Source organism: Enterobacter sp. Taxon_2 (assembly GCF_058355295.1).
Genome location: NZ_CM178024.1, coordinates 400,096 through 424,582, shown reverse-complemented (window position 1 = coordinate 424,582; position 24,487 = coordinate 400,096). Strand labels below are relative to the sequence as shown.

At 56.8% G+C, this 24,487-nt stretch carries 20 protein-coding genes and 3 tRNA genes; 8 read left to right on the top strand and 15 right to left on the bottom strand.

Annotation, left to right across the window (positions count from 1 at the left end):
- Position 1 precedes the first annotated feature (1 nt).
- The 8 genes from hflK to nnr all read right to left on the bottom strand — a co-directional run bounded on the left by hflK (position 2) and on the right by nnr (position 9,201).
- On the bottom strand, positions 2-1,261 hold the full coding sequence (gene hflK, locus AC4IC4_RS01950) for an FtsH protease activity modulator HflK (protein WP_024907334.1): 1,260 nt from the start codon (positions 1,259-1,261) through the stop codon (positions 2-4).
- A 56-nt stretch (positions 1,262-1,317) separates the two neighbouring features.
- A complete protein-coding gene (gene hflX, locus AC4IC4_RS01945) occupies positions 1,318-2,598 on the bottom strand; it encodes a ribosome rescue GTPase HflX (RefSeq protein ID WP_023310136.1) in 1,281 nt (426 codons plus the stop codon).
- A gap of 74 nt (positions 2,599-2,672) precedes the next feature.
- Positions 2,673-2,984, bottom strand: coding sequence for an RNA chaperone Hfq (gene hfq, locus AC4IC4_RS01940; RefSeq protein ID WP_023334248.1), 312 nt, complete (start codon positions 2,982-2,984; stop codon positions 2,673-2,675).
- 85 nt (positions 2,985-3,069) lie between these two features.
- Entirely contained in the window at positions 3,070-4,020 is a 951-nt protein-coding gene (gene miaA / locus AC4IC4_RS01935; RefSeq protein WP_032651346.1) for a tRNA (adenosine(37)-N6)-dimethylallyltransferase MiaA, read from the bottom strand.
- On the bottom strand, positions 4,013-5,857 hold the full coding sequence (gene mutL, locus AC4IC4_RS01930) for a DNA mismatch repair endonuclease MutL (protein ID WP_491472050.1): 1,845 nt from the start codon (positions 5,855-5,857) through the stop codon (positions 4,013-4,015). The genes miaA and mutL overlap by 8 nt, the downstream gene beginning before the upstream one ends.
- A gap of 9 nt (positions 5,858-5,866) precedes the next feature.
- The gene (gene amiB / locus AC4IC4_RS01925) at positions 5,867-7,207 is read right to left on the bottom strand and encodes an N-acetylmuramoyl-L-alanine amidase AmiB (protein WP_024907338.1); all 1,341 of its coding nucleotides are present in this window, start codon (positions 7,205-7,207) and stop codon (positions 5,867-5,869) included.
- Positions 7,208-7,223: 16 nt separating this feature from the next.
- On the bottom strand, positions 7,224-7,685 hold the full coding sequence (tsaE, locus tag AC4IC4_RS01920; protein WP_491472049.1) for a tRNA (adenosine(37)-N6)-threonylcarbamoyltransferase complex ATPase subunit type 1 TsaE: 462 nt from the start codon (positions 7,683-7,685) through the stop codon (positions 7,224-7,226).
- On the bottom strand, positions 7,678-9,201 hold the full coding sequence (gene nnr, locus AC4IC4_RS01915) for a bifunctional ADP-dependent NAD(P)H-hydrate dehydratase/NAD(P)H-hydrate epimerase (RefSeq protein ID WP_491472048.1): 1,524 nt from the start codon (positions 9,199-9,201) through the stop codon (positions 7,678-7,680). Before nnr ends, tsaE begins: the two co-directional genes overlap by 8 nt.
- On the opposite strand from nnr, the gene queG reads away from it, so the two are divergent.
- Positions 9,200-10,339 carry a tRNA epoxyqueuosine(34) reductase QueG gene (queG, locus tag AC4IC4_RS01910; RefSeq protein ID WP_491472047.1) on the top strand — a complete coding sequence of 380 codons (1,140 nt, stop codon included), beginning with the start codon at positions 9,200-9,202 and terminating at the stop codon, positions 10,337-10,339. The two genes, nnr and queG, sit on opposite strands and share 2 nt — an antisense overlap.
- Before the next feature lie 270 nt (positions 10,340-10,609).
- Here the strand turns inward: queG and AC4IC4_RS01905 are convergent.
- The 4 genes from AC4IC4_RS01905 to orn all read right to left on the bottom strand — a co-directional run bounded on the left by AC4IC4_RS01905 (position 10,610) and on the right by orn (position 11,651).
- Positions 10,610-10,685, bottom strand: a tRNA-Gly gene (locus tag AC4IC4_RS01905).
- 36 nt (positions 10,686-10,721) lie between these two features.
- Positions 10,722-10,797: transfer RNA gene (locus AC4IC4_RS01900), tRNA-Gly, on the bottom strand.
- A gap of 36 nt (positions 10,798-10,833) precedes the next feature.
- Positions 10,834-10,909 (bottom strand) — tRNA-Gly (locus AC4IC4_RS01895).
- A gap of 196 nt (positions 10,910-11,105) precedes the next feature.
- Complete coding sequence (gene orn, locus AC4IC4_RS01890) at positions 11,106-11,651, bottom strand: oligoribonuclease (RefSeq protein ID WP_008502926.1); 546 nt, start codon at positions 11,649-11,651, stop codon at positions 11,106-11,108.
- A gap of 107 nt (positions 11,652-11,758) precedes the next feature.
- Here orn and rsgA point away from each other — a divergent pair, with 107 nt between their 5' ends.
- The 3 genes from rsgA to mscM all read left to right on the top strand — a co-directional run bounded on the left by rsgA (position 11,759) and on the right by mscM (position 17,220).
- A complete protein-coding gene (gene rsgA, locus AC4IC4_RS01885; protein ID WP_008502927.1) occupies positions 11,759-12,811 on the top strand; it encodes a small ribosomal subunit biogenesis GTPase RsgA in 1,053 nt (350 codons plus the stop codon).
- Between the two features lie 97 nt (positions 12,812-12,908).
- Entirely contained in the window at positions 12,909-13,877 is a 969-nt protein-coding gene (gene asd, locus AC4IC4_RS01880) for an archaetidylserine decarboxylase (RefSeq protein ID WP_463726492.1), read from the top strand.
- Between the two features lie 19 nt (positions 13,878-13,896).
- Complete coding sequence (mscM, locus tag AC4IC4_RS01875; protein WP_491472046.1) at positions 13,897-17,220, top strand: miniconductance mechanosensitive channel MscM; 3,324 nt, start codon at positions 13,897-13,899, stop codon at positions 17,218-17,220.
- Positions 17,221-17,257: 37 nt separating this feature from the next.
- Here mscM and yjeM read toward each other — a convergent pair whose 3' ends face one another.
- Both yjeM and epmA read right to left on the bottom strand, forming a co-directional pair.
- The gene (yjeM, locus tag AC4IC4_RS01870; protein WP_491472045.1) at positions 17,258-18,757 is read right to left on the bottom strand and encodes a glutamate/gamma-aminobutyrate family transporter YjeM; all 1,500 of its coding nucleotides are present in this window, start codon (positions 18,755-18,757) and stop codon (positions 17,258-17,260) included.
- A gap of 195 nt (positions 18,758-18,952) precedes the next feature.
- Complete coding sequence (gene epmA / locus AC4IC4_RS01865; RefSeq protein WP_024907345.1) at positions 18,953-19,930, bottom strand: elongation factor P--(R)-beta-lysine ligase; 978 nt, start codon at positions 19,928-19,930, stop codon at positions 18,953-18,955.
- Between the two features lie 310 nt (positions 19,931-20,240).
- Between epmA and frdA the strand changes: the two genes are divergently transcribed.
- From frdA to frdD, 4 genes are read left to right on the top strand one after another with little or no spacing between them, the layout of a single operon-like run.
- Entirely contained in the window at positions 20,241-22,031 is a 1,791-nt protein-coding gene (frdA, locus tag AC4IC4_RS01860) for a fumarate reductase (quinol) flavoprotein subunit (RefSeq protein WP_024907346.1), read from the top strand.
- Positions 22,024-22,758: a succinate dehydrogenase/fumarate reductase iron-sulfur subunit gene (locus tag AC4IC4_RS01855; protein WP_023310124.1), complete on the top strand. Its 735-nt coding sequence runs from the start codon at positions 22,024-22,026 to the stop codon at positions 22,756-22,758. Before frdA ends, AC4IC4_RS01855 begins: the two co-directional genes overlap by 8 nt.
- Before the next feature lie 10 nt (positions 22,759-22,768).
- Positions 22,769-23,164 carry a fumarate reductase subunit FrdC gene (gene frdC, locus AC4IC4_RS01850; RefSeq protein ID WP_024907347.1) on the top strand — a complete coding sequence of 132 codons (396 nt, stop codon included), beginning with the start codon at positions 22,769-22,771 and terminating at the stop codon, positions 23,162-23,164.
- A gap of 10 nt (positions 23,165-23,174) precedes the next feature.
- Complete coding sequence (frdD, locus tag AC4IC4_RS01845) at positions 23,175-23,534, top strand: fumarate reductase subunit FrdD (protein ID WP_013095272.1); 360 nt, start codon at positions 23,175-23,177, stop codon at positions 23,532-23,534.
- A gap of 29 nt (positions 23,535-23,563) precedes the next feature.
- Here the strand turns inward: frdD and ampR are convergent, their stop codons facing one another.
- Positions 23,564-24,439, bottom strand: coding sequence for a LysR family transcriptional regulator AmpR (ampR, locus tag AC4IC4_RS01840; RefSeq protein WP_024907348.1), 876 nt, complete (start codon positions 24,437-24,439; stop codon positions 23,564-23,566).
- Positions 24,440-24,487: the final 48 nt, after the last annotated feature.

Sequence of the window (24,487 nt, the reverse complement as noted above, 5' to 3'; positions counted from 1 at the left end):
CTTATTCCCCCTGACGCTGGTAGTCGTTACGCTGCGCGTTAGCACGGCGTTGGTCCATAATGTCACCATCGTTCGAAGAAGGCGTTGTGTTCGTGCTGGCGCTGCCTGTTGAGGCTGGCGGCAGACGCAGCAGGTTGTTCGCGCCGCTGGTGTCGCCTTTCGCTGCTGGCGCAGAACTGCCTTTCAGCATCTGATCCAGCGGCAGAACCATCAGGTTTCCGCCTTTATTGTCGTTAACCAACACTTTGCGGGTGTGGCTCAGCACTTTTTCCATGGTCTCGATATAGAGACGCTCACGGGTAATTTCCGGTGCCGCTTTATATTCCGGCAGGATCTTCGCAAAGCGAGCCACTTCACCCTGAGCTTCCAGGATGGTCTGCGTCTTATACGCGCGCGCTTCTTCCAGAATACGCTGCGCCTGACCGTTAGCGCGTGGCTGAACTTCGTTGGTGTACGCTTCTGCTTCACGGATGTACTGCTGTTCGTTTTCACGGGCAGCAATCGCATCGTCAAATGCGGCTTTCACCTCTTCCGGCGGACGCGCAGCCTGGAAGTTGACGTCCAGCAGGGTGATACCCATGTTGTACGGACGAATGGTCTCTTCCAGCTCGCGCTGGGTATCGCTACGAATAACGGTACGACCTTCGGTCAGGATACGGTCCATGGTGTATTTACCGATCACACCGCGCAGGGCGCTGTCGGTCGCCTGACGCAGGCTGTCATCGGCGCTGGTCACGCTAAACAGATAACGCTCAGGATCGGTCACGCGGTACTGCACGTTCATCTCAACGCGCACCACGTTTTCGTCAGAGGTCAGCATCACGCCAGAGGCGGCCAGTTCACGGACGGATTCCACGTTTACCGCGGTCACGTCGTCAATGAAGGTCGGCTTCCAGTTCAGACCCGGCTCAACCAGATGGCTGAACTTGCCGAAACGGGTGACCACGCCGCGCTCTGCTTCTTTAATGGTGTAGAATCCGCTGGCTGCCCAGATGATGACCACCGCAGCGGCCACGATGCCCACTACGCGGCCCCCCATTGGCGGGCGCGAACTCTGAGTGGAATTGCCACCCGAGCCAGAACCTTTTCCTCCGCCAAGGCCACCAAGCTTCTTGCTCAGCTTGCGGAAGATATCATCCAGATCCGGCGGCCCCTGCTCGCGACCACCTTTGTTGCCATTTCCCTCAGAGTTGCCGCCAGGTTTGCTGCTTCCCCACGGGTCGCGGTCTTGTCCGTTATTACCGGGCTGATTCCACGCCATGTATATGCTCCATATTTGTTATGCAAGGGCGAATTATTCAGGCATCCCCTTTCTGATCAGACGATATAGTCGACCAGCGCAGGTTCTTGTTTACAGAGGCGACGCCAGTCAACGATCGGCATACGCACCTGCATCCCCACGCTGCCGTCATCCTCCATCCACTCTTTTTCTATCGCCTGAAGCTGATAAAACCGGCTGCGCAGCCTGCCTTCCTGTGGCGGCAGTCGCAGCGTGTGCTGAGCTACCTCACCGGAAAGACGTTCTGTCAAAGCCTGGAAAAGCAGTGGCACACCAATACCGGTCTGGGCAGAAAGCCAGACCCGAATCGGTTTGTTCTCTTCATCTCTGTCGATACGCGGTTCGAAATCGTCCAGCATATCGATCTTATTCATGACCAACAGCGTTGGGATCTCATGGGCGTCGATCTCTTCGAGCACCACGTTTACCGCGTCGATGTTCTCCTGCACGCGCACGTCTGCCGCATCAATCACATGCAGCAGCAGAGTCGCCTGTCGCGTCTCCTGCAGGGTGGCTTTAAACGCCGCCACCAGGTCATGCGGCAGATGGCGGATAAACCCTACGGTATCCGCCAGCACCGTTTCACCGACGTCTGCAACGTCAATACGGCGCAGCGTAGGGTCCAGGGTCGCAAACAGCTGGTCTGCGGCATACACCTGGGCCTCGGTTATCTGGTTAAACAGGGTGGATTTACCGGCGTTGGTATAGCCCACCAGCGACACCGTCGGGATGTCGGCTTTCGTTCGCGCCCGACGTCCCTGTTCACGCTGTTTCTCTACACGTTCCAGACGTGAGAGGATCTGGGTAATTCGGCCACGCAGCAAACGACGGTCGGTTTCGAGCTGGGTTTCACCCGGGCCGCGCAAACCAATCCCGCCTTTTTGTCTTTCAAGGTGTGTCCAGCCACGCACCAGACGCGTTGCCAGATGGCGCAGCTGCGCCAGCTCAACCTGCAGTTTCCCTTCGTGGGTACGTGCACGCTGAGCAAAAATATCTAAAATCAAACCCGTGCGATCGATAACACGGCATTCGCAAAGGGCTTCCAGGTTGCGCTCCTGGGCTGGAGACAGCGCATGATCAAACAACACGACTGACGCGCCGGTTGCTTTTACGGCATCCGCAATTTCGACTGCTTTACCTTCACCAACAAAATACTTTGGGTGCGGCGCTTTACGGCTACCGGTAATCACCTGCATTGCTTCGACACCGGCGGAAGAGACCAGAGATTCAAACTCCTGGAGGTCTTCCATATCTTTGTCTTGCGAAAAATAGATGTGTACCAGCACCGCCTGCTCACCGGCATCATAACGGTCAAACAAGCGTAAACCTCTCTAAAAAGATCAGCGGGGAACGCAGGATCCCTGGCTCCCCGTGTGGATAACAGTGCGAAACCTTATTCGGTTTCGTCGCTGTCCTGCGCCGGCGTTGAAGAGCCCTGCGCGCTGCTGCCATGATGGTAGTTACTACCAGTGCCGCCGCCAGCGTTATTGCTGTGATGAGATACCGGACGGGACGGAACAACAGTAGAAATAGCGTGCTTGTAGACCATCTGACTGACCGTGTTTTTCAACAGAATCACAAACTGATCGAAAGACTCAATCTGACCTTGCAGCTTAATACCATTCACCAAATAAATAGAAACTGGAACACGTTCCCGACGCAATGCGTTCAGGAACGGATCTTGTAAAGATTGCCCCTTAGCCATTCTATCTTTTCCTTATATGCTTGTTTTGTACTTAGAACCTTGCGATTCTGAAAAATTGCGCACGATACGTCTCAATTGTACACATTCAGTGAGCGATATCACCAACAACCTCAATCACTTCGTTTAACGCCTGTTGCGGTTTTTCACTGTCTAACCAGTGAACGCCGTCCCAACCGCGCAACCAGGTGATCTGGCGCTTCGCTAACTGTCTCGTGGCGCAAACACCTCTATAAACCATTTCATCGTATGAAATCTCACCTTCAAGATACGACCACATCTGGCGGTATCCCACACAACGAATGGAAGGCATGTCCGTATGCAAATCTCCACGGGCAAATAGCGCCCGCACTTCTGCTTCAAAATCTGAAGCTAACATCTGATGAAAACGCTGCTCAATTCGCTGATGGAGCAGTTCACGGCTCGCCGGGGCGATGGCGAACTGATGCACCTGATACGGCAGAGCGTCTCCTGACGTTTGCGTCAGTTCCGTTAAAGTTTTACCCGAAATGAAAAAAACTTCCAGTGCCCGGGAAAGCCTTTGCGGATCATTTGGATGGATCCGTGCTGCGGCAACCGGGTCAATTTCCGCCAGTTGCTGATGCAAAACGTCCCAACCCTGCTCTGCCGCCTGCTGCTCAATTTTCGCTCTTATTTCCGGATCCGCGGATGGCAGGGGTGACAATCCCTCCAGCAACGCCTTGAAATAGAGCATGGTTCCGCCAACCAACAGCGGTATACGTCCCGCCGCCGTTATCTCGGCCATCTCGGCTAAGGCATCCCGGCGGAAATCCGCTGCGGAGTACGCCTGAGCCGGGTCGAGAATATCCAGCAAACGGTGCGGTGCCGCACGCAGCTCTTCTGCGTCAGGCTTCGCCGTGCCGATGTCCATCCCCCGGTAGATGAGGGCGGAGTCGACGCTAATCAACTCTACAGGCAAAACTTTACGCAACTCAATGGCGAGCGCCGTTTTGCCGGAGGCCGTTGGGCCCATTAAAAAAATTGCCTTAGGCAGGCTCGCCTTACTTGCGTCAATCATGTTTCAGGGCGTTCATCGCCGTTTGTAAATCAACAGGTTGTAATAACCCACCCGGCGGCGTTTTCACCAGATGCGGACAGAGGCGTTCCACCTCCGCCAGCACGCTAATGGCCTGCGCCATACTCCACGGCGTGTGTTCGCTTGCCAGATGGCGGGCGATCCACTGCGCGGTGTTGGCGGCATTAAACGCTGTTTGCTGCGCCAGGTAGCCTATCAGTTCAGGAATCAAGTTTTGTAAATTTTGTTGGCGTAAGGGTAAAGGCACTGCACGAATTGTCACATGTTGTGGTTCGAGCACAGTTTCAATACCCATCTGCGCCAGCTGCGACTCGGCGCGCTGCAATACCCTTGTTTCATCAGGGGATATTTTCAGGCGAACCGGAATTAACAACGGCTGCGCGCAGGCGGCATTTTCGCCAGGCGTGAGCTGCACCTGCTTAAGCCAGCGTTCGGCGACCGGCAGTGCCAGAAGCATCAATTTGCCGTCACGCTCAAGCAGTGCCATATCCGGCGCGATAATCGTCAGCACCCGGCCAAAACTCTGGCTATGGCCGTCCAGAGAAGGCTGAGCGGCCGGAATGTGCTCTTTACGTTCCACGGCTGGCGTTTCCAGCAGCTTGCGGTACAACGCGCCCTGCTGCTTCTGATAGCCAGGCTGGGCATTCGGATAGTTCGCGCCCGTTGGACGCGGCGCGCTACCAGCCGGGGAGTAACGCGGGGCTTCCGGTTCACGCGCAACAGCAGGCTCCGCAAAATGGTTGCGCCCTGCCGCCACACGGTTTTCGGGCAGCGGACGCGGTACAGTAGCGTCGTTCTCCAGCGGCAGCGTTGGCTCTGCCTGCTGCTGCAACACGGTGGCCACGCCCTGATAAATGAAGTCGTGAACCAGACGCGACTGGTGGAACCGTACCTCATGCTTGGCGGGATGGACGTTCACATCCACCTGGTGGGGGTCGATGTCCAGATAAAGGACGAAAGCAGGCTGCTGATCGGCACCCAGTTTGTCTTCGCAGGCCTGGCGAATCGCGTGATTGATGAGACGGTCGCGCATCATGCGGCCGTTGACGTAGCAATACTGGATCTCCGCAAACGCAGCACTGCTCGCGTTTGGATCGGCAACCCAGCCGCGCAGCGCCAGATCGCCGTGCTGCCACTCAATGGCCAGGGCCTGTTCAAGGAACGGCGTACCGCAGATCGCCCCCAAACGGCGCTCTTTCTGTCCACCTTCTGCCACCGCGCGATACTGGCGCATCACCTTGCCGTTGTGGCTGAGGTTGATGGTGACATCGAATCGCGCCAGTGCGATACGCCGGATGATCTCGTCGATATGGCCGAACTCGGTCTTCTCGGTACGCATAAACTTGCGTCGGGCGGGGGTGTTGTAGAAGAGATCTAATACTTCAAGCGTCGTGCCGACAGGGTGCGCTGCGGGTTTCACCGTCACATCCATATCGCGCCCTTCGGCGTAAGCCTGCCAGGCTTCCTGCTGTTCGGCGGTACGGGAGGTCAGCGTTAAGCGCGAAACCGAGCTGATACTGGCCAGCGCTTCACCGCGAAAACCGAGGCTAATAATCGCCTCCAGGTCATCCAGAGAGGCAATTTTACTGGTGGCGTGACGGGCCAGCGCCAGCGCGAGCTCGTCTTTTTTAATGCCACAGCCGTTGTCGCGAATGCGAATAAGCTTCGCGCCACCGCGTTCGATATCAATATCGATGCGGGTTGCGCCCGCATCGAGGCTGTTTTCCACCAGCTCCTTCACCACCGACGCAGGGCGTTCCACCACCTCACCGGCGGCGATTTGGTTCGCGAGCTGCGGCGGTAGAACCTGAATCGGCATGAATTCTCCTTAGTTGGTCGCGGTCATCTCACCCGGCAGCGCTGCGCTGGCCGTCTGGCCAGCACCACTCTGTGGCGCAGACTGCAGCGGATGGGCATCAAAATATTTACGCAGACCGTTATAAATCGCTTCGGCAATTTGCTGCTGGTAGCTGTCGCTTCCCAGCAGACGCTCTTCACCGTTGTTACTGATAAAGCCCGTCTCGACGAGGATGGACGGGATATCCGGCGAGCGCAGAACGCCGAGGCTGGCATGTTCCGGACGACGCTTATGCAGCACGCCAACGCTTTGCAGTTGGTTCAATACGTTAGTGGCGACATCATACCCGACGCGCTGAGAATGACCGAACTGTAAATCCAGCACCGCCTGGCTGAGGTACGGATCGGACTGGCTGTTCGCCAGCACGTCGCCCGCGCCGCCTAACAGTTCAGACTGCTTCTCATGCTCTTCCAGCCAGTTGGCCATTTCGCTGTTGGCGCGACGGTTTGACAGCACCCAAACCGAGGCGCCGGTGGCGCTACGATTCGGTGCGGCGTCCGCATGAATGGAGACCAGGAAATTCGCGTTTTGCTTACGCGCCACATCCGAGCGTCCCATTACGGAGATAAAGTAATCCCCGTCGCGGGTCAACACGCCTTTAAACATAGGGTCGTCATTGAGTAGCGAACGCAGTTTACGCGCGATAGCGATCGTCACGTTTTTTTCTCGCGTGCCGCCAGGGCCAATCGCCCCCGGATCTTCCCCGCCGTGACCCGCATCAATGGCGATAATCACTTTGTCACCGCTGGCCGTCGCGCGTCGCGCGCTGGCCGCCGGACGCGTCACCGTATCGCTGCTGGTTGCAGCAGTAATGCGATCGTTCTGCGATTTAAACGGATTACGCGCAGGTTCAGAAGGACGCGGCGTATATATCGGTTCTTCCACGCGCTTCGCTACGACCGGCGGCGGTGGAGGCGGTGGCGGTGCGTCGGCATTGATGGTAAAGACCACCGTATAGTTCGCCCCGTTTTGCTGCTTCACCGCCTTCGTTATGCCCTTTTCGGTCAGATCGACCACCAGGCGTAGCGACTGGCTATCCTGCGGTGTTCCCGAACGGATACTTTTCACCAGGTTGTTACCGCTGAACCGCAGCGGTAGCCCCTGAATCACGCCTGTCTGTTTGATATCCAGCGCCACGCTGTGGCTGTCTGGCTGTGAAAACGCATATTCAGGATCGCCCATAAAGCTGAACGTGATCCGGGCCTGGCTTTCGCCGTTCGATACCTGAATATCTGAGAGGTTTGCCGCCCCGGCCTGCGCGCACAGCAGCACGGTGGCAGCCAACAACCAACCTTTAACGCGATTTATCATCCCGTCATCCCTACGCTTAACCGGCCAGTCGCGCCAGTAAGGAACTGCCTGATGAGGAAACAGCACTGATGCGTGCCTCACGCCCTTGTGCCTGGTAATCTAAGTGAATTTCGACATCCGGGTCAGGCAGCACACCCGCACCTTGTTGCGGCCACTCCACCAGGCAAATGGCGTCGTTGGCAAAATAATCACGGATCCCCATAAATTCCAGCTCCTCAGGATCCGCAAGGCGGTATAAATCGAAGTGGTACACCATGAGATTTCCAAGGGTGTACGGTTCTACCAGCGTGTAGGTTGGGCTTTTGACATTCCCGTTATGCCCTAACGCCTGCAAAAAACCCCGGCTAAAGGTGGTTTTACCCGCACCTAAATCACCATACAGATAAATGACGGTTGCCCCCTGACAGGCCTGCGCCACGCGCTTGCCGAGTTCTAAAGTGGCTTGTTCATCAGGTAAAGGAATCGCTCGATTAGTCATTTTCTACGTCAATCACATCCGGGTTAACAACACGCCGCAGCGTGCAAAAAAGATCGGTGGCCAGCATACCGCGTGTACCGTAACGCGCAGCCAGTTTATCCGCCGCAACGCCGTGAGCCACGCAGCCCGCGCAGGCTGCATCATAAAGGGGAAGTTTCTGTCCAAGCAATGCGCCGATGATGCCGGAAAGCACATCGCCCATACCGCCGCTCGCCATGCCCGCATTTCCGGCATCAATAATGCCCTGCGTCTCCTCACTGGCGACAACGGTTCCTGCCCCTTTCAAAACAGCAACACCTCCGTAACGTTTTACCAGACACTGAGCAGAAAGTAAGCGATCGCTTTCAATTTCTGCCACGCTGCAGTTAAGCAGCCGCGCGGCTTCGCCGGGGTGTGGCGTCAGAATGCGATTGTGACGCTTATCCGGGTTTATTGCCAGAAGGTTAAGCGCGTCGGCATCCCACAGCATCGGTTTACGAAAATTCTCGACCTTTTGCAGGGCCTGTTTACCCCATGCCTGCTGCCCAAGCCCGGGACCGATCACCACCACATCCGCCCATTCGAGGCTCTCTTCAAGCGCCTGGGGCGTAAGCTCATGCACCATCAGCTCCGGTCGGGCGGTGATAATCGGCGCAATATTTTCAATGCGAGTGAGTACTCGCACTAATCCGGCACCGCTGCGCAGAGCCGCTTCGCCGGTCATGCGAATCGCACCTGCCGTACCATGGTCGCCGCCAATAATCACCAGCCTGCCGTGATCGCCCTTATGGGAGGTCGGCCGGCGCGGCGGGAGCCACGCTGCAAGCTGCGATGCATCAAAACGCGCGATGCGCATTTCCTGCCCGGCGAGCCAGCTCTCCAGCCCCAGCGCACTGTGGTGCAGCACGCCGACGACATCCCGCGCTTTACCGGTCAGTAACCCCGGCTTGAGGGCGATGAAGGTCACCGTATGTGCAGCCTGAATCACCGCCCCCGGCGTCGCGCCGGTTTGTGCAATCAGGCCAGAGGGGATATCCAGGGCGACTATCGGCGCGGAATGTCTGTTAGCGTGTTCAATGAGTGCGGCAATGTTCTCACGAGGCGCGCTGCGCAGCCCCGTGCCCAGCAGCCCGTCAACAATCAGATCCACCTCTTCCGGCCAGACGATATCAGGCGCATGGATCACACCGCCTGCGTTAAGCCACGCCTCCCGCGCCGCGCCGGCCTCTTCCGGCAGCGGTTTATCACTTTCGAGAGCCAGCAAGGTCACGCGGATACCTGCCGCAACCGCCAAACGGGCGACGACGTAGCCATCGCCGCCGTTATTGCCGTGACCGCACAGAATCAGCCAGTGGGCGGCCTGCGGGTACGCGCTGCGGGCAACGTTAAACGCCGCCTCACCCGCGCGTAGCATCAGTTCATACAGGGTAATCCCGAGGCTGTCTGCGGCCTCTTTTTCGGCGCGCCGGAGGTCATCCGCATGCCAGATGGAATGTGGTATACTTGCGGGGTTTTTCTTCACCGTATGGTCCGTCATGTCACAGCCCCTCGATCTCAATGAATTAGCGCAAAAAATAAAACAGTGGGGTGCTGAGCTTGGCTTCCAGAAGGTGGGTATTACCGATACCGACCTTTCCGCCAGCGAGCCGAGACTACAGGCCTGGCTGGACAAACAATACCACGGCGAAATGGAGTGGATGGCGCGTCATGGCATGATGCGCGCCCGTCCACACGAGCTTTTGCCGGGCACATTACGCGTCATCAGCGTGCGCATGAACTATCTGCCCGCCAACGCGGCCTTTGCGCGCACGCTAAAAAATCCATCTTTGGGTTACGTCAGCCGGTACGCCCTGGGACGTGATTACCATAAGCTTTTGCGTAACCGTTTAAAAAAACTCGGGGAAACTATTCAGCAGCACTGTGTTTCGCTGAATTTTAGACCTTTTGTCGATTCTGCGCCTATTCTTGAGCGCCCGATTGCCGAAAAAGCCGGGCTTGGCTGGACAGGTAAGCACTCACTAATCCTCAGCCGCGACGCCGGATCGTTCTTCTTTCTGGGTGAACTGCTGATTGATTTACCGCTGCCGGTAGACGGCCCGGTAGAGGAAGACTGTGGCCGCTGCGTGGCCTGTATGACCATCTGCCCAACGGGTGCCATCGTCGAGCCTTACACCGTTGATGCGCGCCGCTGCATCTCCTACCTCACTATCGAACTGGAAGGGGCCATTCCAGAGGAGTTCCGACCGCTTATCGGCAACCGCATCTACGGCTGCGACGATTGCCAGCTCATCTGCCCGTGGAACCGCTATTCGCAGCTTACGGACGAAGAGGATTTCAGCCCGCGTAAGGCGCTCCATGCGCCGCCGCTCATCGAGCTGTTCGCCTGGACCGAGGCCTGGTTCCTGAAGGTGACGGAAGGTTCGGCCATTCGCCGTATCGGGCATCTGCGCTGGCTGCGAAATGTGGCCGTCGCGCTGGGTAATGCCCCGTGGGATGAAGCGAACGTGCGGGCGCTTGAAAGCCGTAGAGGTGAGCACCCACTTCTTGATGAGCACATAGAATGGGCGATTGCGCAGCAAATTGAGAAACGTAATGCCTGCGTGGTCGAGGTGCAGCTCCCGAAGAAACAGCGTCTGGTGAGGGTGATTGAAAAAGGGCTTCCGCGGGATGCCTGAACTATTCACAGCCTGTGAATAAAATTACAAACTCAAGCGCCATCTGGGCTGGAGAAGAGATCAAGTGATCTCAATAACATTTTGAAATCAAATTTTATACTGTAAATACAGTGCGTTACGAAGATATTATTCACCCTGCTAAGTTTTAACCCTGTTTCGGTTAAGCGCAGTTTCTGTGGATAACTCTGTTCACAAGAGTATTTCAGAGACAACAGAAAACGTCCCCAGCGATGCTTTTCGCTGTGGATATTTTAGAGATGAAGAAGAATTTGGAGCGGGAAACGAGACTCGAACTCGCGACCCCGACCTTGGCAAGGTCGTGCTCTACCAACTGAGCTATTCCCGCTTGGGTGGTCCGTGCTGTGGAAGCACTTTCAAATTTTGGAGCGGGAAACGAGACTCGAACTCGCGACCCCGACCTTGGCAAGGTCGTGCTCTACCAACTGAGCTATTCCCGCTTGGGCAGTCTGTGCTGTGGAAGCACTTTCAAATTTTGGAGCGGGAAACGAGACTCGAACTCGCGACCCCGACCTTGGCAAGGTCGTGCTCTACCAACTGAGCTATTCCCGCAAATCTGCACTGCTTTTGTTGCTGTCGTAACGTGTAATTCTCTGTCGTTACGGGAGGCGCATTATACGAGAAATCCTTTTAGCTGCAACCCCCCTTAAAGCGATTTTTTCGAAATTAAGTTCAAATGCTTATTTAATCGGCAAGCTGAACAATTTAACGACAAAAACCCGGCCACGCAAGGCGCCGGATCGCAAAATCACAGCTTAATAAAGTTTTCGCGGTAGTAGGAAAGCTCCGCCACGGACTCTCGGATATCGTCCATCGCCTGGTGCGTCCCCTGCTTTTTAAAGCCGTCGAGGATTTCAGGCTTCCAGCGACGCGCCAGCTCTTTCAACGTGCTGACGTCCAGATAGCGGTAGTGGAAGTAAGACTCCAGCTCCGGCATGTACTTAAACAGGAAACGACGATCCTGGCCGATGCTATTCCCACAGATTGGCGATTTGCCTGCCGGAACCCACTGTTTCAGGAACTCAAGCGTCGCCAGCTCCGCCTCACGGTCACCCATAGTGCTCGCCTTCACCCGCTCCACCAGACCGCTGCCGGTGTGGGTACGCACGTTCCACTCATCCATCAACGCCAGCTGGTCATCGGACTGATGCACCGCTATCGTTGGCCCTTCCGCCAGGATATTCAGGTTGGCGTCCGTCACCAGGGTTGCAATTTCAATAATGCGATCGCGCTCGGGATCCAGCCCGGTCATTTCGAGATCGATCCAAATCAGGTTGTTTTCATCCGCGCTCATGTTATTTTCCACCCTTCTCGCATAACCGGCAGTAGCAGGTTAACTAGTATTAATTAGAGTGTATCATAGAGGTTTTGCCCCCTACGGGCGACCAGGAGCCAGTGCGATTGAGTAAAAATAAACTCTCCAAAGGGCAGCAGCGCCGCGTGAATGCCAATCACCAGCGCCGTCTTAAAACCACTGCGGAGAAGGTCGATTACGACGACAACCTGTTTGGCGACCCAACGGAAGGCGTAGTCATCAGCCGTTTCGGTATGCACGCTGACGTGGAATCCGCCGATGGTGCGATTCACCGCTGCAACATCCGCCGGACCATTCGTTCTCTGGTGACCGGCGACCGCGTCGTCTGGCGGCCGGGTAAAGAGGCGGCGGAAGGCGTGACGGTAAAAGGCATCGTTGAAGCGGTCCATGAGCGCACGTCCGTATTAACCCGTCCCGATTTCTACGACGGGGTCAAACCGATTGCCGCCAACATTAACCAGATTGTTATCGTATCGGCGATTTTGCCCGAACTGTCGCTCAATATTATCGACCGATATCTCGTCGCCTGCGAAACGCTGCAGGTTGAACCGATTATCGTGCTGAACAAAATCGATCTGCTGGACGACGACGGCATGGCCTTCGTCAATGAGCAGATGGATATCTATCGCAAGATTGGCTACCGCGTTCTGATGGTCTCCAGCTATACCAAAGATGGCCTGAAACCGCTGGAAGAGGCGCTTACCGATCGCATCAGCATCTTTGCGGGCCAGTCCGGCGTGGGCAAATCGAGCCTGCTGAACAACCTGCTTGGCCTTCAGCAAGAGATCCTCACCAACGATGTCTCTGATGTCTCGGGCCTGGGCCAGCACACCACCACCGCGTCACGCCTGTATCACTTCCCGCACGGGGGCGATGTCATCGACTCCCCGGGCGTGCGAGAGTTCGGTTTATGGCACCTGGAGCCGGAACAAATCTTTAACGGATTTGTCGAATTCCATGATTATTTAGGCGCTTGCAAGTACCGCGACTGTAAACACGATAACGACCCAGGCTGCGCTATCCGTGAAGCGGTTGAGAAAGGCGAGATCGCGGAGACCCGCTTCGAGAATTACCACCGTATTCTTGAGAGCATGGATCAGGTAAAAACGCGTAAAAACTTTTCTGATTCTGATAACTGACAACTAAGCTAAGCATCGCTAAAATCGTCCCCTTTTTTCAGGTTCCGGCGGCTTAACGCCGGATCAGGAACGACAAAACAATGGCCTGGAGGCTACCTTGTTAAACGCATTTAAACTTTCGCTTCAATACATTCTGCCAAAACTGTGGCTCACTCGCCTGGCGGGCTGGGGCGCAAGCAAACGCGCGGGCTGGCTGACCAAACTGGTCATCGACCTTTTCGTAAAATATTACAAGGTCGACATGAAAGAGGCGCAGAAGCCGGACACCGCCAGCTACCGCACCTTCAACGAATTCTTCGTGCGCCCGCTGCGTGACGACGTGCGCCCGCTGAACACCGACCCTAACGTCCTGGTGATGCCGGCAGACGGCGTGATCAGCCAGTTGGGTAACATCGAAGACGACAAAATCCTGCAGGCGAAGGGCCATAACTACAGCCTGGAAGCGCTGCTGGCGGGTAACTACCTGATGGCGGATCTGTTCCGCAACGGTACCTTTGCCACCACCTATCTGTCACCGCGCGACTACCACCGCGTGCACATGCCGTGTAACGGCATCCTGCGCGAGATGATTTACGTCCCGGGCGATCTGTTCTCCGTGAACCACCTGACCGCGCAGAACGTGCCGAACCTGTTTGCCCGTAACGAGCGCGTCATCTGCCTGTTTGATACTGAATTTGGCCCTATGGCACAGATTCTGGTGGGTGCAACCATCGTAGGCAGCATTGAAACCGTCTGGGCCGGCACCATCACTCCACCGCGTGAAGGCGTGATCAAACGCTGGACCTGGCCTGCCGGTGAAGCGGAAGGCTCTGTGGCCCTGCTGAAAGGTCAGGAAATGGGTCGCTTCAAGCTGGGCTCCACCGTGATCAACCTGTTTGCGCCGGGCAAAGTGAAGCTGGCTGAACAACTCGAAAGCCTGTCGGTCACCAAACTGGGCCAGCCGCTGGCGGTCTCGACAGAAACCTTCGTGACGCCAGATGCAGAACCTGCGCCGCTGTCACAGGAAGAGATCCAGGCCGAGCACGACGCCAGCCCGCTGGTTGACGACAAAAAAGACGAAGGCTAACAACAGAAGGATCGCTGACGTGCGCCCGATTATCGTTCTACTGATGGCCTGGTGCCTCAGCATGGGGGCGTACGCAGCGACAGCCCCCGACGCCAAACAGATAACCCAGGAACTGGAGCAGGCAAAAGCGGCCAAACCCGCTCAGCCAGAGACCGTCGAGTCGCTCCAGGCGGCCCTGAACGCGCTTGAGGAGCGGAAAGGCTCGCTTGAGCGCGCTCAGCAGTATCAGCAGGTTATCGACAACTTCCCCAAACTCTCCCAGACGCTGCGCGCGCAGCTCAATAATCTGCGTGACGAACCGCGCGATGTGCCGGCAGGCATGACCTCCGACGCGCTGAACCAGGAGATCCTGCAGGTCAGCAGCCAGCTTCTGGAAAAGAGCCGCCTTGCTCAGCAGGAGCAGGAGCGAGCGCGTGAAATTGCCGACTCCCTCAGCCAGCTTCCGCAGCAGCAAACCGACGCCCGTCGCCAGCTTAATGAAGTTGAGCGCCGCGTGGGTACGCAAAACGGCAACACGCCACAGGCGCAGGCCCAAAATCTGGGCCTGCAGGCAGAATCGGCTCGCCTGAAGGCCCTTGTCGATGAGCTGGAGCTGGCGCAGCTTTCCGCCAATAACCGCCAGGAGCTGTCGCGAATGCGCTCTGAACTCGCTCAGAAGCAGAGCGAGCAGCTGGATGCTTACCTTCAGGCCCTGCGCAATCAGCTCAATAGTCAGCGCCAGCGTGAAGCGGAGCGCGCGCTGGAAAGTACCGAACTGCTGGCAGAAAACAGCGATAACCTGCCTTCCGGCATCGTCCAGCAGTTTAAGGTCAACCGTGAGCTTTCTGCCGCGCTGAATCAGCAGGCGCAGCGTATGGATCTGGTTGCCTCGCAGCAGCGTCAGGCGACCAATCAAACCTTGCAGGTTCGTCAGGCGTTAAACACCCTGCGCGAGCAGTCACAGTGGCTCGGGTCATCAAACCTGCTGGGCGAAGCGCTGCGCGCCCAGGTCGCGCGCCTGCCGGAAATGCCAAAGCCGCAGCAGCTGGATACCGAGATGGCCCAGCTGCGCGTTCAGCGCCTGCACTTTGAAGATCTTCTCAATAAACAGCCGCAAATCCGCCAGATCCGTCAGGCTGATGGACAGCAGCTGACCAGCGAGCAAAACCGTATTCTGGAAGCCCAGCTGCGTACCCAGCGTGAACTGCTGAACTCTCTGCTGCAGGGCGGGGATACGCTGATTCTGGAGCTGACCAAGCTGAAGGTTTCTAACAGCCAGCTGGAAGATGCGCTGAAAGAGGTGAACGAGGCGACGCACCGTTATCTCTTCTGGACGTCCGACGTGCGTCCGATGACCTTCTCGTGGCCGATTGAGATTGTCCAGGACCTGCGCCGCCTGATTTCGCTGGACACCTTCAGCCAGCTGGGACAGGCCAGCGTGATGATGTTCACCAGCAAAGAGACCATTTTCCCGCTGCTGGGGGCGTTGATTCTGGTGGGCTTCAGCATTTACTCGCGCAGACATTTCACCCGTTTCCTCGAGCGTTCCAGTTCCAGGGTCGGGAAAGTCACCCAGGATCACTTCTGGCTAACGTTGCGCACCGTATTCTGGTCGATTCTTGTCGCCTCTCCGCTGCCGGTGTTGTGGATGACGCTGGGGTATGGCCTGCGGGAAGCCTGGCCCTATCCGCTCGCGGTAGCGATTGGCGATGGCGTCACCGCCACGGTGCCGCTGCTGTGGGTGGTGATGATATGCGCCACCTTCGCGCGCCCCAATGGCCTGTTCATCACCCACTTTGGCTGGCCGCGTAATCGCGTTGCGCGCGCCATGCGTTACTACCTGATGAGCATCGGGCTGATTGTGCCGCTGATTATGGCGCTGATCATGTTCGATAATCTCAACGACCGGGAATTCTCAGGTTCGCTGGGCCGCCTCTGCTTTATGCTGATATGCGGGGCGCTGGCAATCGTCACGCTCAGCCTGAAACGCGCGGGTATTCCGCTCTATCTGGATAAATCCGGCAGCGGCGACAACATGTTCAACCGGCTGCTCTGGAACCTGCTGCTTAGCGCGCCGCTGTTTGCAATGCTGGCAGCCGCGGTGGGCTATCTGGCAACCGCGCAGGCGCTGCTGGCGAGGCTGGAAACCTCGGTGGCCATCTGGTTCCTGCTTCTGGTGGTGTACCACGTGATCCGCCGCTGGATGCTGATCCAGCGCCGCCGTCTGGCGTTTGACCGTGCCAAGCACCGCCGGGCGGAGATCCTCGCCCAGCGCGCGCGAGGTGAGGAAGAACCAAACCACGTCAACAGTACGGAAGGCACAACGGAAGCGGACGAGGTCGAACTGGATCTGGATGCCATTAGCACCCAGTCCCTGCGCCTGGTTCGTTCCATCCTGATGCTGATTGCCCTCCTCTCGGTCATCTTCCTGTGGTCGGAGATCCACTCCGCGTTTGGCTTCCTGGAGAACATCTCGCTCTGGGACGTGACCTCCACGGTGCAGGGTGTTGAAAGCCTGGAGCCGATTACCCTGGGGGCGGTACTGATTGCCATTCTGGTGCTGATCATCACCACCCAGCTGGTGCGTAACTTCCCGGCGCTGCTGGAGCTGGCGCTGCTGCAGCATCTGGATTTAACGCCGGGTACGGGCTATGCGATCACGACCATTACCAAATATCTGATCATGCTGTTTGGCGGGCTGGTTGGCTTCTCGATGATCGGCATTGAGTGGTCGAAGCTCCAGTGGCTGGTGGCAGCGCTCGGTGTAGGGTTAGGTTTTGGTTTACAGGAGATCTTCGCCAACTTCATCTCCGGCCTGATCATTCTGTTCGAAAAACCGATCCGTATTGGCGATACCGTCACGATCCGCGATCTGACCGGCAGCATCACGAAGATCAACACCCGTGCGACGACGATCAGCGACTGGGATCGGAAAGAGATCATCGTGCCAAACAAGGCGTTTATTACCGAGCAGTTCATCAACTGGTCGCTGTCAGACTCCGTTACCCGTGTGGTGCTGACGGTACCGGCGCCGTCGGACGCTAACAGCGAAGAGGTCACCCAGATCCTCTACACCGCCGCTGAGCGCTGCTCGCTGGTGATCGACAACCCGGCACCGGAAGTCTTCCTTGTGGATTTACAGCAGGGGATCCAGATTTTCGAGCTGCGTATCTACGCCGCCGAAATGGGACACCGTATGCCGCTGCGCCATGAGATCCACCAGCTGATTCTGGCGGGCTTCCGCGAGCACGGTATTGATATGCCGTTCCCACCGTTCCAGATGCGTCTGGAAAGCCTGGACGGGCGTAAAACGGGAAGAACGCTGACGTCAGCGGCGCGTACGCGCCCGGCGGGTAGTTTGTAACGCGTCTCCCCTCCCTTTCGGGAGGGGACTATTCCCGCTACGCCACTTCTGCGACGTATGCCATCGCGCGTCGACGGTAATTCTCATAAATCCCCATCGCCAGCAGCGAGAAGAAGGTAGGGCCGCCTACCATCCACAGCGCGCTGTTCCAGTCGCTCGCCTCAATTACCGGCTGGATAATGGTGAAGATGTTGGCAAACGCCACCACCAGCACCACCACCGTGGTGGCCAGCAGCGTAGCCGCGCGGGTTTTAAAAATCACAAACGGACGTTCAAGATCCTGCTTCGCCTTAAAGAACGGGAACGCCAGGGTCAGGAACAGGTACGGTAGCGTCATCGACACGTTCGCCATCAGGGTCAGCTTGTTGTAAAACGCAGACGCCGTATCGCCGCCAAATGACACCAGCAGAATGAACACGCACACCAGCAGACACTGCATCCACATGGCGTTGGCAGGCATGCCTGCGGTGTTCAGCTGGGTCATACGCGCAGGCCACAGCGCTTTTGGCGTACCCTGAATAATCGCTTTCAGCGGCGAATAGATCAGCGTGAAGAATGCGCCGGTATAGGCCAGGAACATCGACAGGCCAGTAATACGTGCGAACCAGACCCCCATTACCGATGCCGCCTCGGGACTCAGGTTCATCGCCTGCCCCAGCGTCATCCCCAGGCTTTTCATCAGCACATAGGTGATGTTGCCAAGGTTAGTGGTGTTGTTGCTCAGCACCTGCTGCCAGTTGGTGCTGACGCCCCAGAGAAAAATCGCCAGCGAATAGCCGATGGAAATCACGATGGCGGCAAAAATAATGCCTTTCGCAAAGTTCTTTTCCGGGTTTTCCGTCTTATCGACCAGGCCGCCTACGGCTTCAATACCGCCGTAAGCGAAGATGGCAAACACCACGAAGGAGAGCATGGCGAGCCCGGACTGGTAGCCCGGGTTCGGCGAGGAGGCAAAGTTAACCTCCTGCGCGAAGTGACCACCGTTCAGGCACAGGATAGCGATGCTCGCCAGCAGCAGCACCAGGTTCAATCCCATCACCGAGATCCCGCCCACGGCGGTAATCCGGGCAATTTTATTGATACCTTTAGACGCCACCAGCGTCACGACAACCATCCAGCATACCGCCAGAATCCCGACGACCTGCGTGGAGCTTAGCCCGGCCAAAGACCAGACCTGCGTTTTATCGGCACCGAAAGCAAACGTTGAGAACGGCACCCAGACTTTGGCCGCCGTACTCACCATCCAGACGACGTAGGATGAAAACCACATAAACGTGCCGATAAACGCATAGCGCGGCCCGACGCTGTTATTCATCCATGAGTAGATCCCGCCCTCTTCTTTCCGGTAAGCCGAGCCCATCTCCGCCATCATCAGCGCAAACGGGATAAAGAAGAACAGAGCAGAAACGATATAAAACGGCGTCGCGCTGTAGCCCATCAGATAGAACGCTGACGGGCTGTTGGCAAAGCCAAAGACTGAGGTAAATATCATCAGGATGAGCCCGGTGAGGGTCATCTTTTTGAGTGACTGGGACATAGAACCATCCGAAAAGGAATTAAACTGCGCGGATGGTAGCAGAAGACCAGACAGATATTGTGGCTATACGGGGCAAATTAAGAAAAAGACCCGTGTATAGGGAATGTGGCAGTTTTTAATGTTGTCGTGCTGAAATGGAAAGGTTAATTGACAGGAATAGTAGGCCGGGTAAGCGCAGCGCCACCCGGCATTTTATTAGGCGCGATCGACCGTAAAGGCAATCACATCGCCAAGCTGCTCTGCGCCCAGGGCCAGCATCACCAGACGGTCAACACCCAGCGCCACGCCGGAGCAATCCGGCAGACCTGCTTTTAATGCTTCAAGTAGATTAACATCAATAGGCTGCTGCGGCAGACCGCGCGCGGCGCGCTTGCGGTTATCCTGCTCGAAGCGCTGCTGCTGCTCGCGGGCGTCGGTCAGTTCGTGGAAGCCGTTCGCCAGCTCGATGCCTTTGTAATAGACCTCAAAACGCTCTGCGACACGATGATCTTCGGTACTGATCTGCGCCAGTGAGGCCTGGCTTGCCGGGAAGTGATAAACAAACGTCGGACGATCTTTGCCAATCTGCGGTTCCACGCCAAAAGTGAACAGCAGCTGCAGCAGCGTGTCGCGATCCTCTTCGGTATCCGCCACGTTGCTCAGATCCAGTTTTGCCGCCACTTCGCGCAGCTGGGTTTTGTCCGCCGACAGCGGATCGATTTCCAGATGGCGCTGGAAAGCCTGCTGATAGGAAAGGGTTTCGGCTTCCGAGCAGTCCAGGACCTGCTGCAGCAGATCGTCCACCTCATTCATCAGGCGGTACATATCATAATGCGGGCGGTACCACTCCAGCATGGTGAATTCCGGGTTGTGGTGACGACCCATCTCTTCATTACGGAAACTGCGGCACAGCTGATACACCGGACCACACCCCGCCGCCAGCAGACGTTTCATGTGGTATTCCGGGCTGGTCATCAGATACAAGTTCATGCCCTGAGAGTGGCCGGGGCCAACAAAACGGGTTTCAAACGGGACCAGATGAATATCCGTTACCGTTGCCTGACTCATGCACGGGGTTTCCACCTCCAGGACGCCGCGGTCGGCAAAGAAACGGCGGATCTCCGCCATAATTGCAGCGCGTTTTAACAGATTAGGGATGGATGCGCTCGGCTGCCAGGTGGCCGTTTCGCTCATGAGTTGTTCTCCGATTTCAGACAAGGGCACGAAGTCTACTCGTTAGCCGGGGCAGAGACAAATTTTGTGCAGTAAAAAAGCGCATTTCATTTAGGTGAACAATTGCGTGACGTATTTCATCAATCTTCATGATAAATCGCCTGACAGAACAGCAAAAAAATCGAACACGTCAAATTTCCCTGACATCTACACGGTTATACTGTTTTACCCATAAAGGAGCAGTGGAAACGCTTTCGCAATCGTCCTTTTGGACGGGTGAACTACCTTTAGTTTGTCGCGTTGCGAAATAACAAAAATCTGGAGGAATGTCGTGCAAACTTTTCAAGCCGATCTTGCCGTAATAGGCGCTGGCGGGGCTGGATTACGTGCTGCGATTGCTGCAGCACAAGCTAATCCCAACGCTAAAATCGCATTGATTTCAAAAGTCTATCCAATGCGTAGTCACACAGTGGCAGCAGAAGGAGGGTCCGCCGCCGTTGCGCAGGATCATGACAGCTTTGAATACCATTTCCACGACACGGTTGCAGGGGGCGACTGGCTTTGCGAACAGGATGTCGTTGACTACTTTGTGCACCATTGTCCAACGGAGATGACCCAGCTTGAACAGTGGGGATGTCCATGGAGCCGCCGTCCGGACGGCAGCGTCAACGTTCGCCGCTTCGGCGGCATGAAGATCGAACGCACCTGGTTCGCCGCCGATAAGACCGGCTTCCATATGCTGCACACCCTGTTCCAGACCTCCCTTCAGTTCCCACAAATCCAGCGCTTCGATGAACATTTCGTCCTCGACATTCTGGTGGATGATGGACAGGCGCGCGGCCTGGTGGCGATGAACATGATGGAAGGCACGCTCGTCCAGATCCGCGCCAATGCAGTGGTGATGGCGACGGGCGGTGCGGGCCGCGTTTATCGTTATAACACCAACGGCGGCATCGTTACCGGCGACGGTATGGGCATGGCGCTCAGCCACGGCGTGCCGCTGCGCGATATGGAATTCGTGCAGTATCACCCAACCGGCCTGCCGGGCTCCGGCATTCTGATGACGGAAGGCTGCCGCGGTGAAGGCGGTATTCTGGTCAATAAAAACGGCTACCGCTATCTGCAGGATTACGGCATGGGCCCGGAAACCCCGCTCGGCGAGCCGAAGAACAAATACATGGAGCTCGGCCCGCGTGACAAAGTCTCTCAGGCTTTCTGGCACGAGTGGCGCAAAGGCAACACCATCTCCACGCCGCGTGGCGATGTGGTCTATCTCGACCTGCGTCATCTGGGCGAGAAGAAACTGCTGGAACGTCTGCCGTTCATCTGCGAGCTGGCGAAAGCCTACGTTGGCGTGGATCCGGTTAAAGAGCCGATCCCGGTGCGTCCAACCGCGCACTACACCATGGGCGGTATCGAAACCGATCAGCAGTGCGAAACCCGCATTAAAGGGCTGTTCGCCGTCGGCGAATGTTCTTCCGTTGGCCTGCACGGCGCTAACCGTCTCGGGTCTAACTCGCTGGCCGAGCTGGTTGTCTTTGGCCGCATGGCGGGCGAGCGCGCAATGGAGCGTGCGGCAACCGCTGGTGAAGCCAACGGTGCCGCGCTGGATGCGCAGGTCGCAGACGTTGAAAAACGCCTGAAAGATCTGGTGAACCAGGAGGGTAACGAGAACTGGTCTAAGATCCGCGACGAGATGGGCCTGTCGATGGAAGAAGGCTGCGGTATCTACCGTACCCCTGAGCTGATGCAAAAAACCGTCGACAAGCTGGCGGAACTGCAGGAGCGCTTCAAGCGCGTGCGCATCACCGACACCTCCAGCGTATTCAACACCGACCTGCTCTACACCATCGAGCTGGGCCACGGTCTGAACGTCGCGGAATGTATGGCGCACTCTGCTCTGGCGCGCAAAGAGTCGCGTGGGGCCCACCAGCGTCTGGACGAAGGCTGTACCGAACGTGACGACGTCAATTTCCTGAAACACACTCTCGCCTGGCGCGATGCGGATGGCACCACGCGTCTGGACTACAGCGACGTGAAAATCACCACGCTGCCGCCGGCTAAACGCGTGTACGGTGCAGAAGCAGAAGCCGCCGAGAAGAAGGAGAAGGCGAATGGCTGAGATGCAAAAAATGAAAGTTGAAGTGGTGCGCTACAATCCGGAAGTGGATGCCGCACCGCACAGCGCTTTCTATGAAGTGCCTTATGACGAGCAAACCTCCCTGCTGGACGCGCTCGGCTATATCAAAGACAACCTGGCGCCAGACCTGAGCTACCGCTGGTCCTGCCGCATGGCGATCTGCGGCTCCTGCGGCATGATGGTCAACAAGGTGCCGAAGCTGGCCTGTAAGACCTTCCTGCGCGAGTACACCAAAGGTATTAAGGTCGAAGCGCTGGGCAACTTCCCGATTGAACGCGATCTGGTGGTCGATATGACCCACTTTATCGAAAGCCTGGAAGCCATTAAGCCGTACATCATTGGTAACCCACGCACGCCGGATCAGGGGCCAAACACCCAGACCCCGGCGCAGATGGCGAAATACCATCAGTTCTCCGGCTGCATCAACTGCGGTCTTTGCTACGCCGCCTGTCCACAGTTTGGCCTGAACAAGGAGTTCATCGGCCCGGCCGCCATTACCCTGGCGCACCGCTATAACGAGGACAGCCGCGACCACGGTAAAAAAGAACGTATGGCGCAGCTTAACAGCCAGAACGGCGTCTGGAGCTGTACCTTTGTGGGCTACTGCTCCGAAGTCTGTCCGAAGCACGTCGACCCGGCCGCCGCTATTCAGCAGGGTAAAGTGGAAAGCTCGAAAGACTTTCTTATCGCAACCCTGAAACCACGCTAAGGAGTGCATGATGACGACTAAACGCAAAGCCTATGTGCGGCCAATGCCGTCCACCTGGTGGAAAAACCTGCCGTTTTATCGCTTCTATATGCTGCGTGAAGGCACGGCGGTACCGGCGGTCTGGTTCAGCCTTGAGCTGATGTACGGCGTTTTTGCCCTCAAGCACGGTCCGGAAACCTGGGCCAACTTTGTCGGTTTTCTGCAAAACCCGATCATCGTTGTGCTGAACCTGATCGTGCTCGCGGCCGCGCTGCTTCATACCAAAACGTGGTTTGAACTGGCGCCAAAAGCGGCGAACATCATCGTTAAAGACGAAAAAATGGGGCCAGAGCCGGTGATTAAAGGGCTCTGGGCGGTGACGATTCTGGTCACTGTGGTCATTCTGTTTGTCGCACTGTTCTGGTAAGGAGACACCTGTGATCAATCCAAATCCAAAACGTTCTGACGAGCCGGTCTTCTGGGGCCTGTTTGGCGCAGGCGGCATGTGGAGTGCCATCATCGCCCCCGTCATTATCCTGCTGGTCGGCATTATGCTGCCGCTGGGGCTGTTCCCGGGCGATGCGCTGAGCTACGAGCGCGTACTGGCATTCGCGGGCAGCTTTATCGGCCGCGTGTTCATCTTCCTGATGATCGTCCTGCCGCTGTGGTGTGGTCTGCACCGTATTCACCATGCGATGCATGACCTGAAAATCCATGTCCCGAGTGGTAAATGGGTGTTCTACGGTCTGGCGACCATCCTGACCGTGGTGACGCTGATTGCCGTGGTCACCATCTGACGCTTCTGGCCCGCCATCCGGCGGGCCTTTTATTTCTGCATCTTCCCCACCAGCCACTGAGCAAACTCGCGCATTGCGGGCGTTTCTGTCCGTGACTGTAGTCTTGTCAGCCAGTAGCTGCCGAGGTCAATCTGCGTTGCAAACGGCTGCACGATGCGCTCGCTGCTGAGTAAATGGGTAAACATGTCGACAGGCGCAATGGCAATCCCGACGCCTGCCTGAGCCGCTTCCAGCATGGTCACGGACGAGTCAAACACCATCACCCGGTGCGTCGGCGAGGGAGGATGTTCACCCGCTGCCTGCATCCACGCAGCCCACTCGTCGCGTCGGTAGGAGCGCAGCAGGGTAAACTTCAGGATATCTGCCGGGCTTTTCAGGCAAGAGGCAATATCGGGTGTACAGAGCGCAGACAGCGGCGCGGCGCAAAGAAATTCAGCATCGGTTCCATGCCACGCGCCGCCACCGTAGCGAATGGTGTAATCAAGCCCTTCAGCCGCCGGATCGACGCGATTGTTATGGGTGGAAAGCTGAAGATCAATATGCGGATAGCAGCGGCGAAAGTCCGCGAGCTCTGAGAATAAAACACCCGTGGCAAAGGTCCCTACCACACCTATTTTGAGCTTCTCCTGAGCGCGCTGGCTGGCAAAGCGATCCAGCATCCCGGCAATACGATCGAACGAGTCATTCAGCACCGGCAGCAAATTCTCGCCTTCGGTGGTTAACATCAGCCCGCGCGAAACGCGGACAAACAGCTGGCAATTAAGGTGCTGCTCCAGCGCCTTTACGTGCTGGCTAATCGCGGAATGGGTGACGTTCAGCTCGATAGCGGCATGCGTAAAACTGAGGTGCCTGGCAGCAGCTTCAAACGCCCGCAGGGAATTAAGAGGAAGATAGCTGCGCGTCATAGTCTCGTCCGTTAGAAAAATTAACAGCTAATGCTAAATTTAACCGTT

Excerpts from the sequence above, each read along its gene's own strand:
- epmA (WP_024907345.1), bottom strand. The coding sequence starts at position 19,930 with ATGAGCGAAACGGCCACCTGGCAGCCGAGCGCATCCATCCCTAATCTG.
- ampR (WP_024907348.1), bottom strand. The coding sequence starts at position 24,439 with ATGACGCGCAGCTATCTTCCTCTTAATTCCCTGCGGGCGTTTGAAGCT.
- frdC (WP_024907347.1), top strand. The coding sequence starts at position 22,769 with ATGACGACTAAACGCAAAGCCTATGTGCGGCCAATGCCGTCCACCTGG.
- amiB (WP_024907338.1), bottom strand. The coding sequence starts at position 7,207 with ATGATAAATCGCGTTAAAGGTTGGTTGTTGGCTGCCACCGTGCTGCTG.
- AC4IC4_RS01855 (WP_023310124.1), top strand. The coding sequence starts at position 22,024 with ATGGCTGAGATGCAAAAAATGAAAGTTGAAGTGGTGCGCTACAATCCG.
- miaA (WP_032651346.1), bottom strand. The coding sequence starts at position 4,020 with ATGATTGACGCAAGTAAGGCGAGCCTGCCTAAGGCAATTTTTTTAATG.
- queG (WP_491472047.1), top strand. The coding sequence starts at position 9,200 with ATGTCACAGCCCCTCGATCTCAATGAATTAGCGCAAAAAATAAAACAG.
- tsaE (WP_491472049.1), bottom strand. The coding sequence starts at position 7,685 with ATGACTAATCGAGCGATTCCTTTACCTGATGAACAAGCCACTTTAGAA.
- hflK (WP_024907334.1), bottom strand. The coding sequence starts at position 1,261 with ATGGCGTGGAATCAGCCCGGTAATAACGGACAAGACCGCGACCCGTGG.
- mutL (WP_491472050.1), bottom strand. The coding sequence starts at position 5,857 with ATGCCGATTCAGGTTCTACCGCCGCAGCTCGCGAACCAAATCGCCGCC.
- yjeM (WP_491472045.1), bottom strand. The coding sequence starts at position 18,757 with ATGTCCCAGTCACTCAAAAAGATGACCCTCACCGGGCTCATCCTGATG.
- orn (WP_008502926.1), bottom strand. The coding sequence starts at position 11,651 with ATGAGCGCGGATGAAAACAACCTGATTTGGATCGATCTCGAAATGACC.
- nnr (WP_491472048.1), bottom strand. The coding sequence starts at position 9,201 with ATGACGGACCATACGGTGAAGAAAAACCCCGCAAGTATACCACATTCC.
- hfq (WP_023334248.1), bottom strand. The coding sequence starts at position 2,984 with ATGGCTAAGGGGCAATCTTTACAAGATCCGTTCCTGAACGCATTGCGT.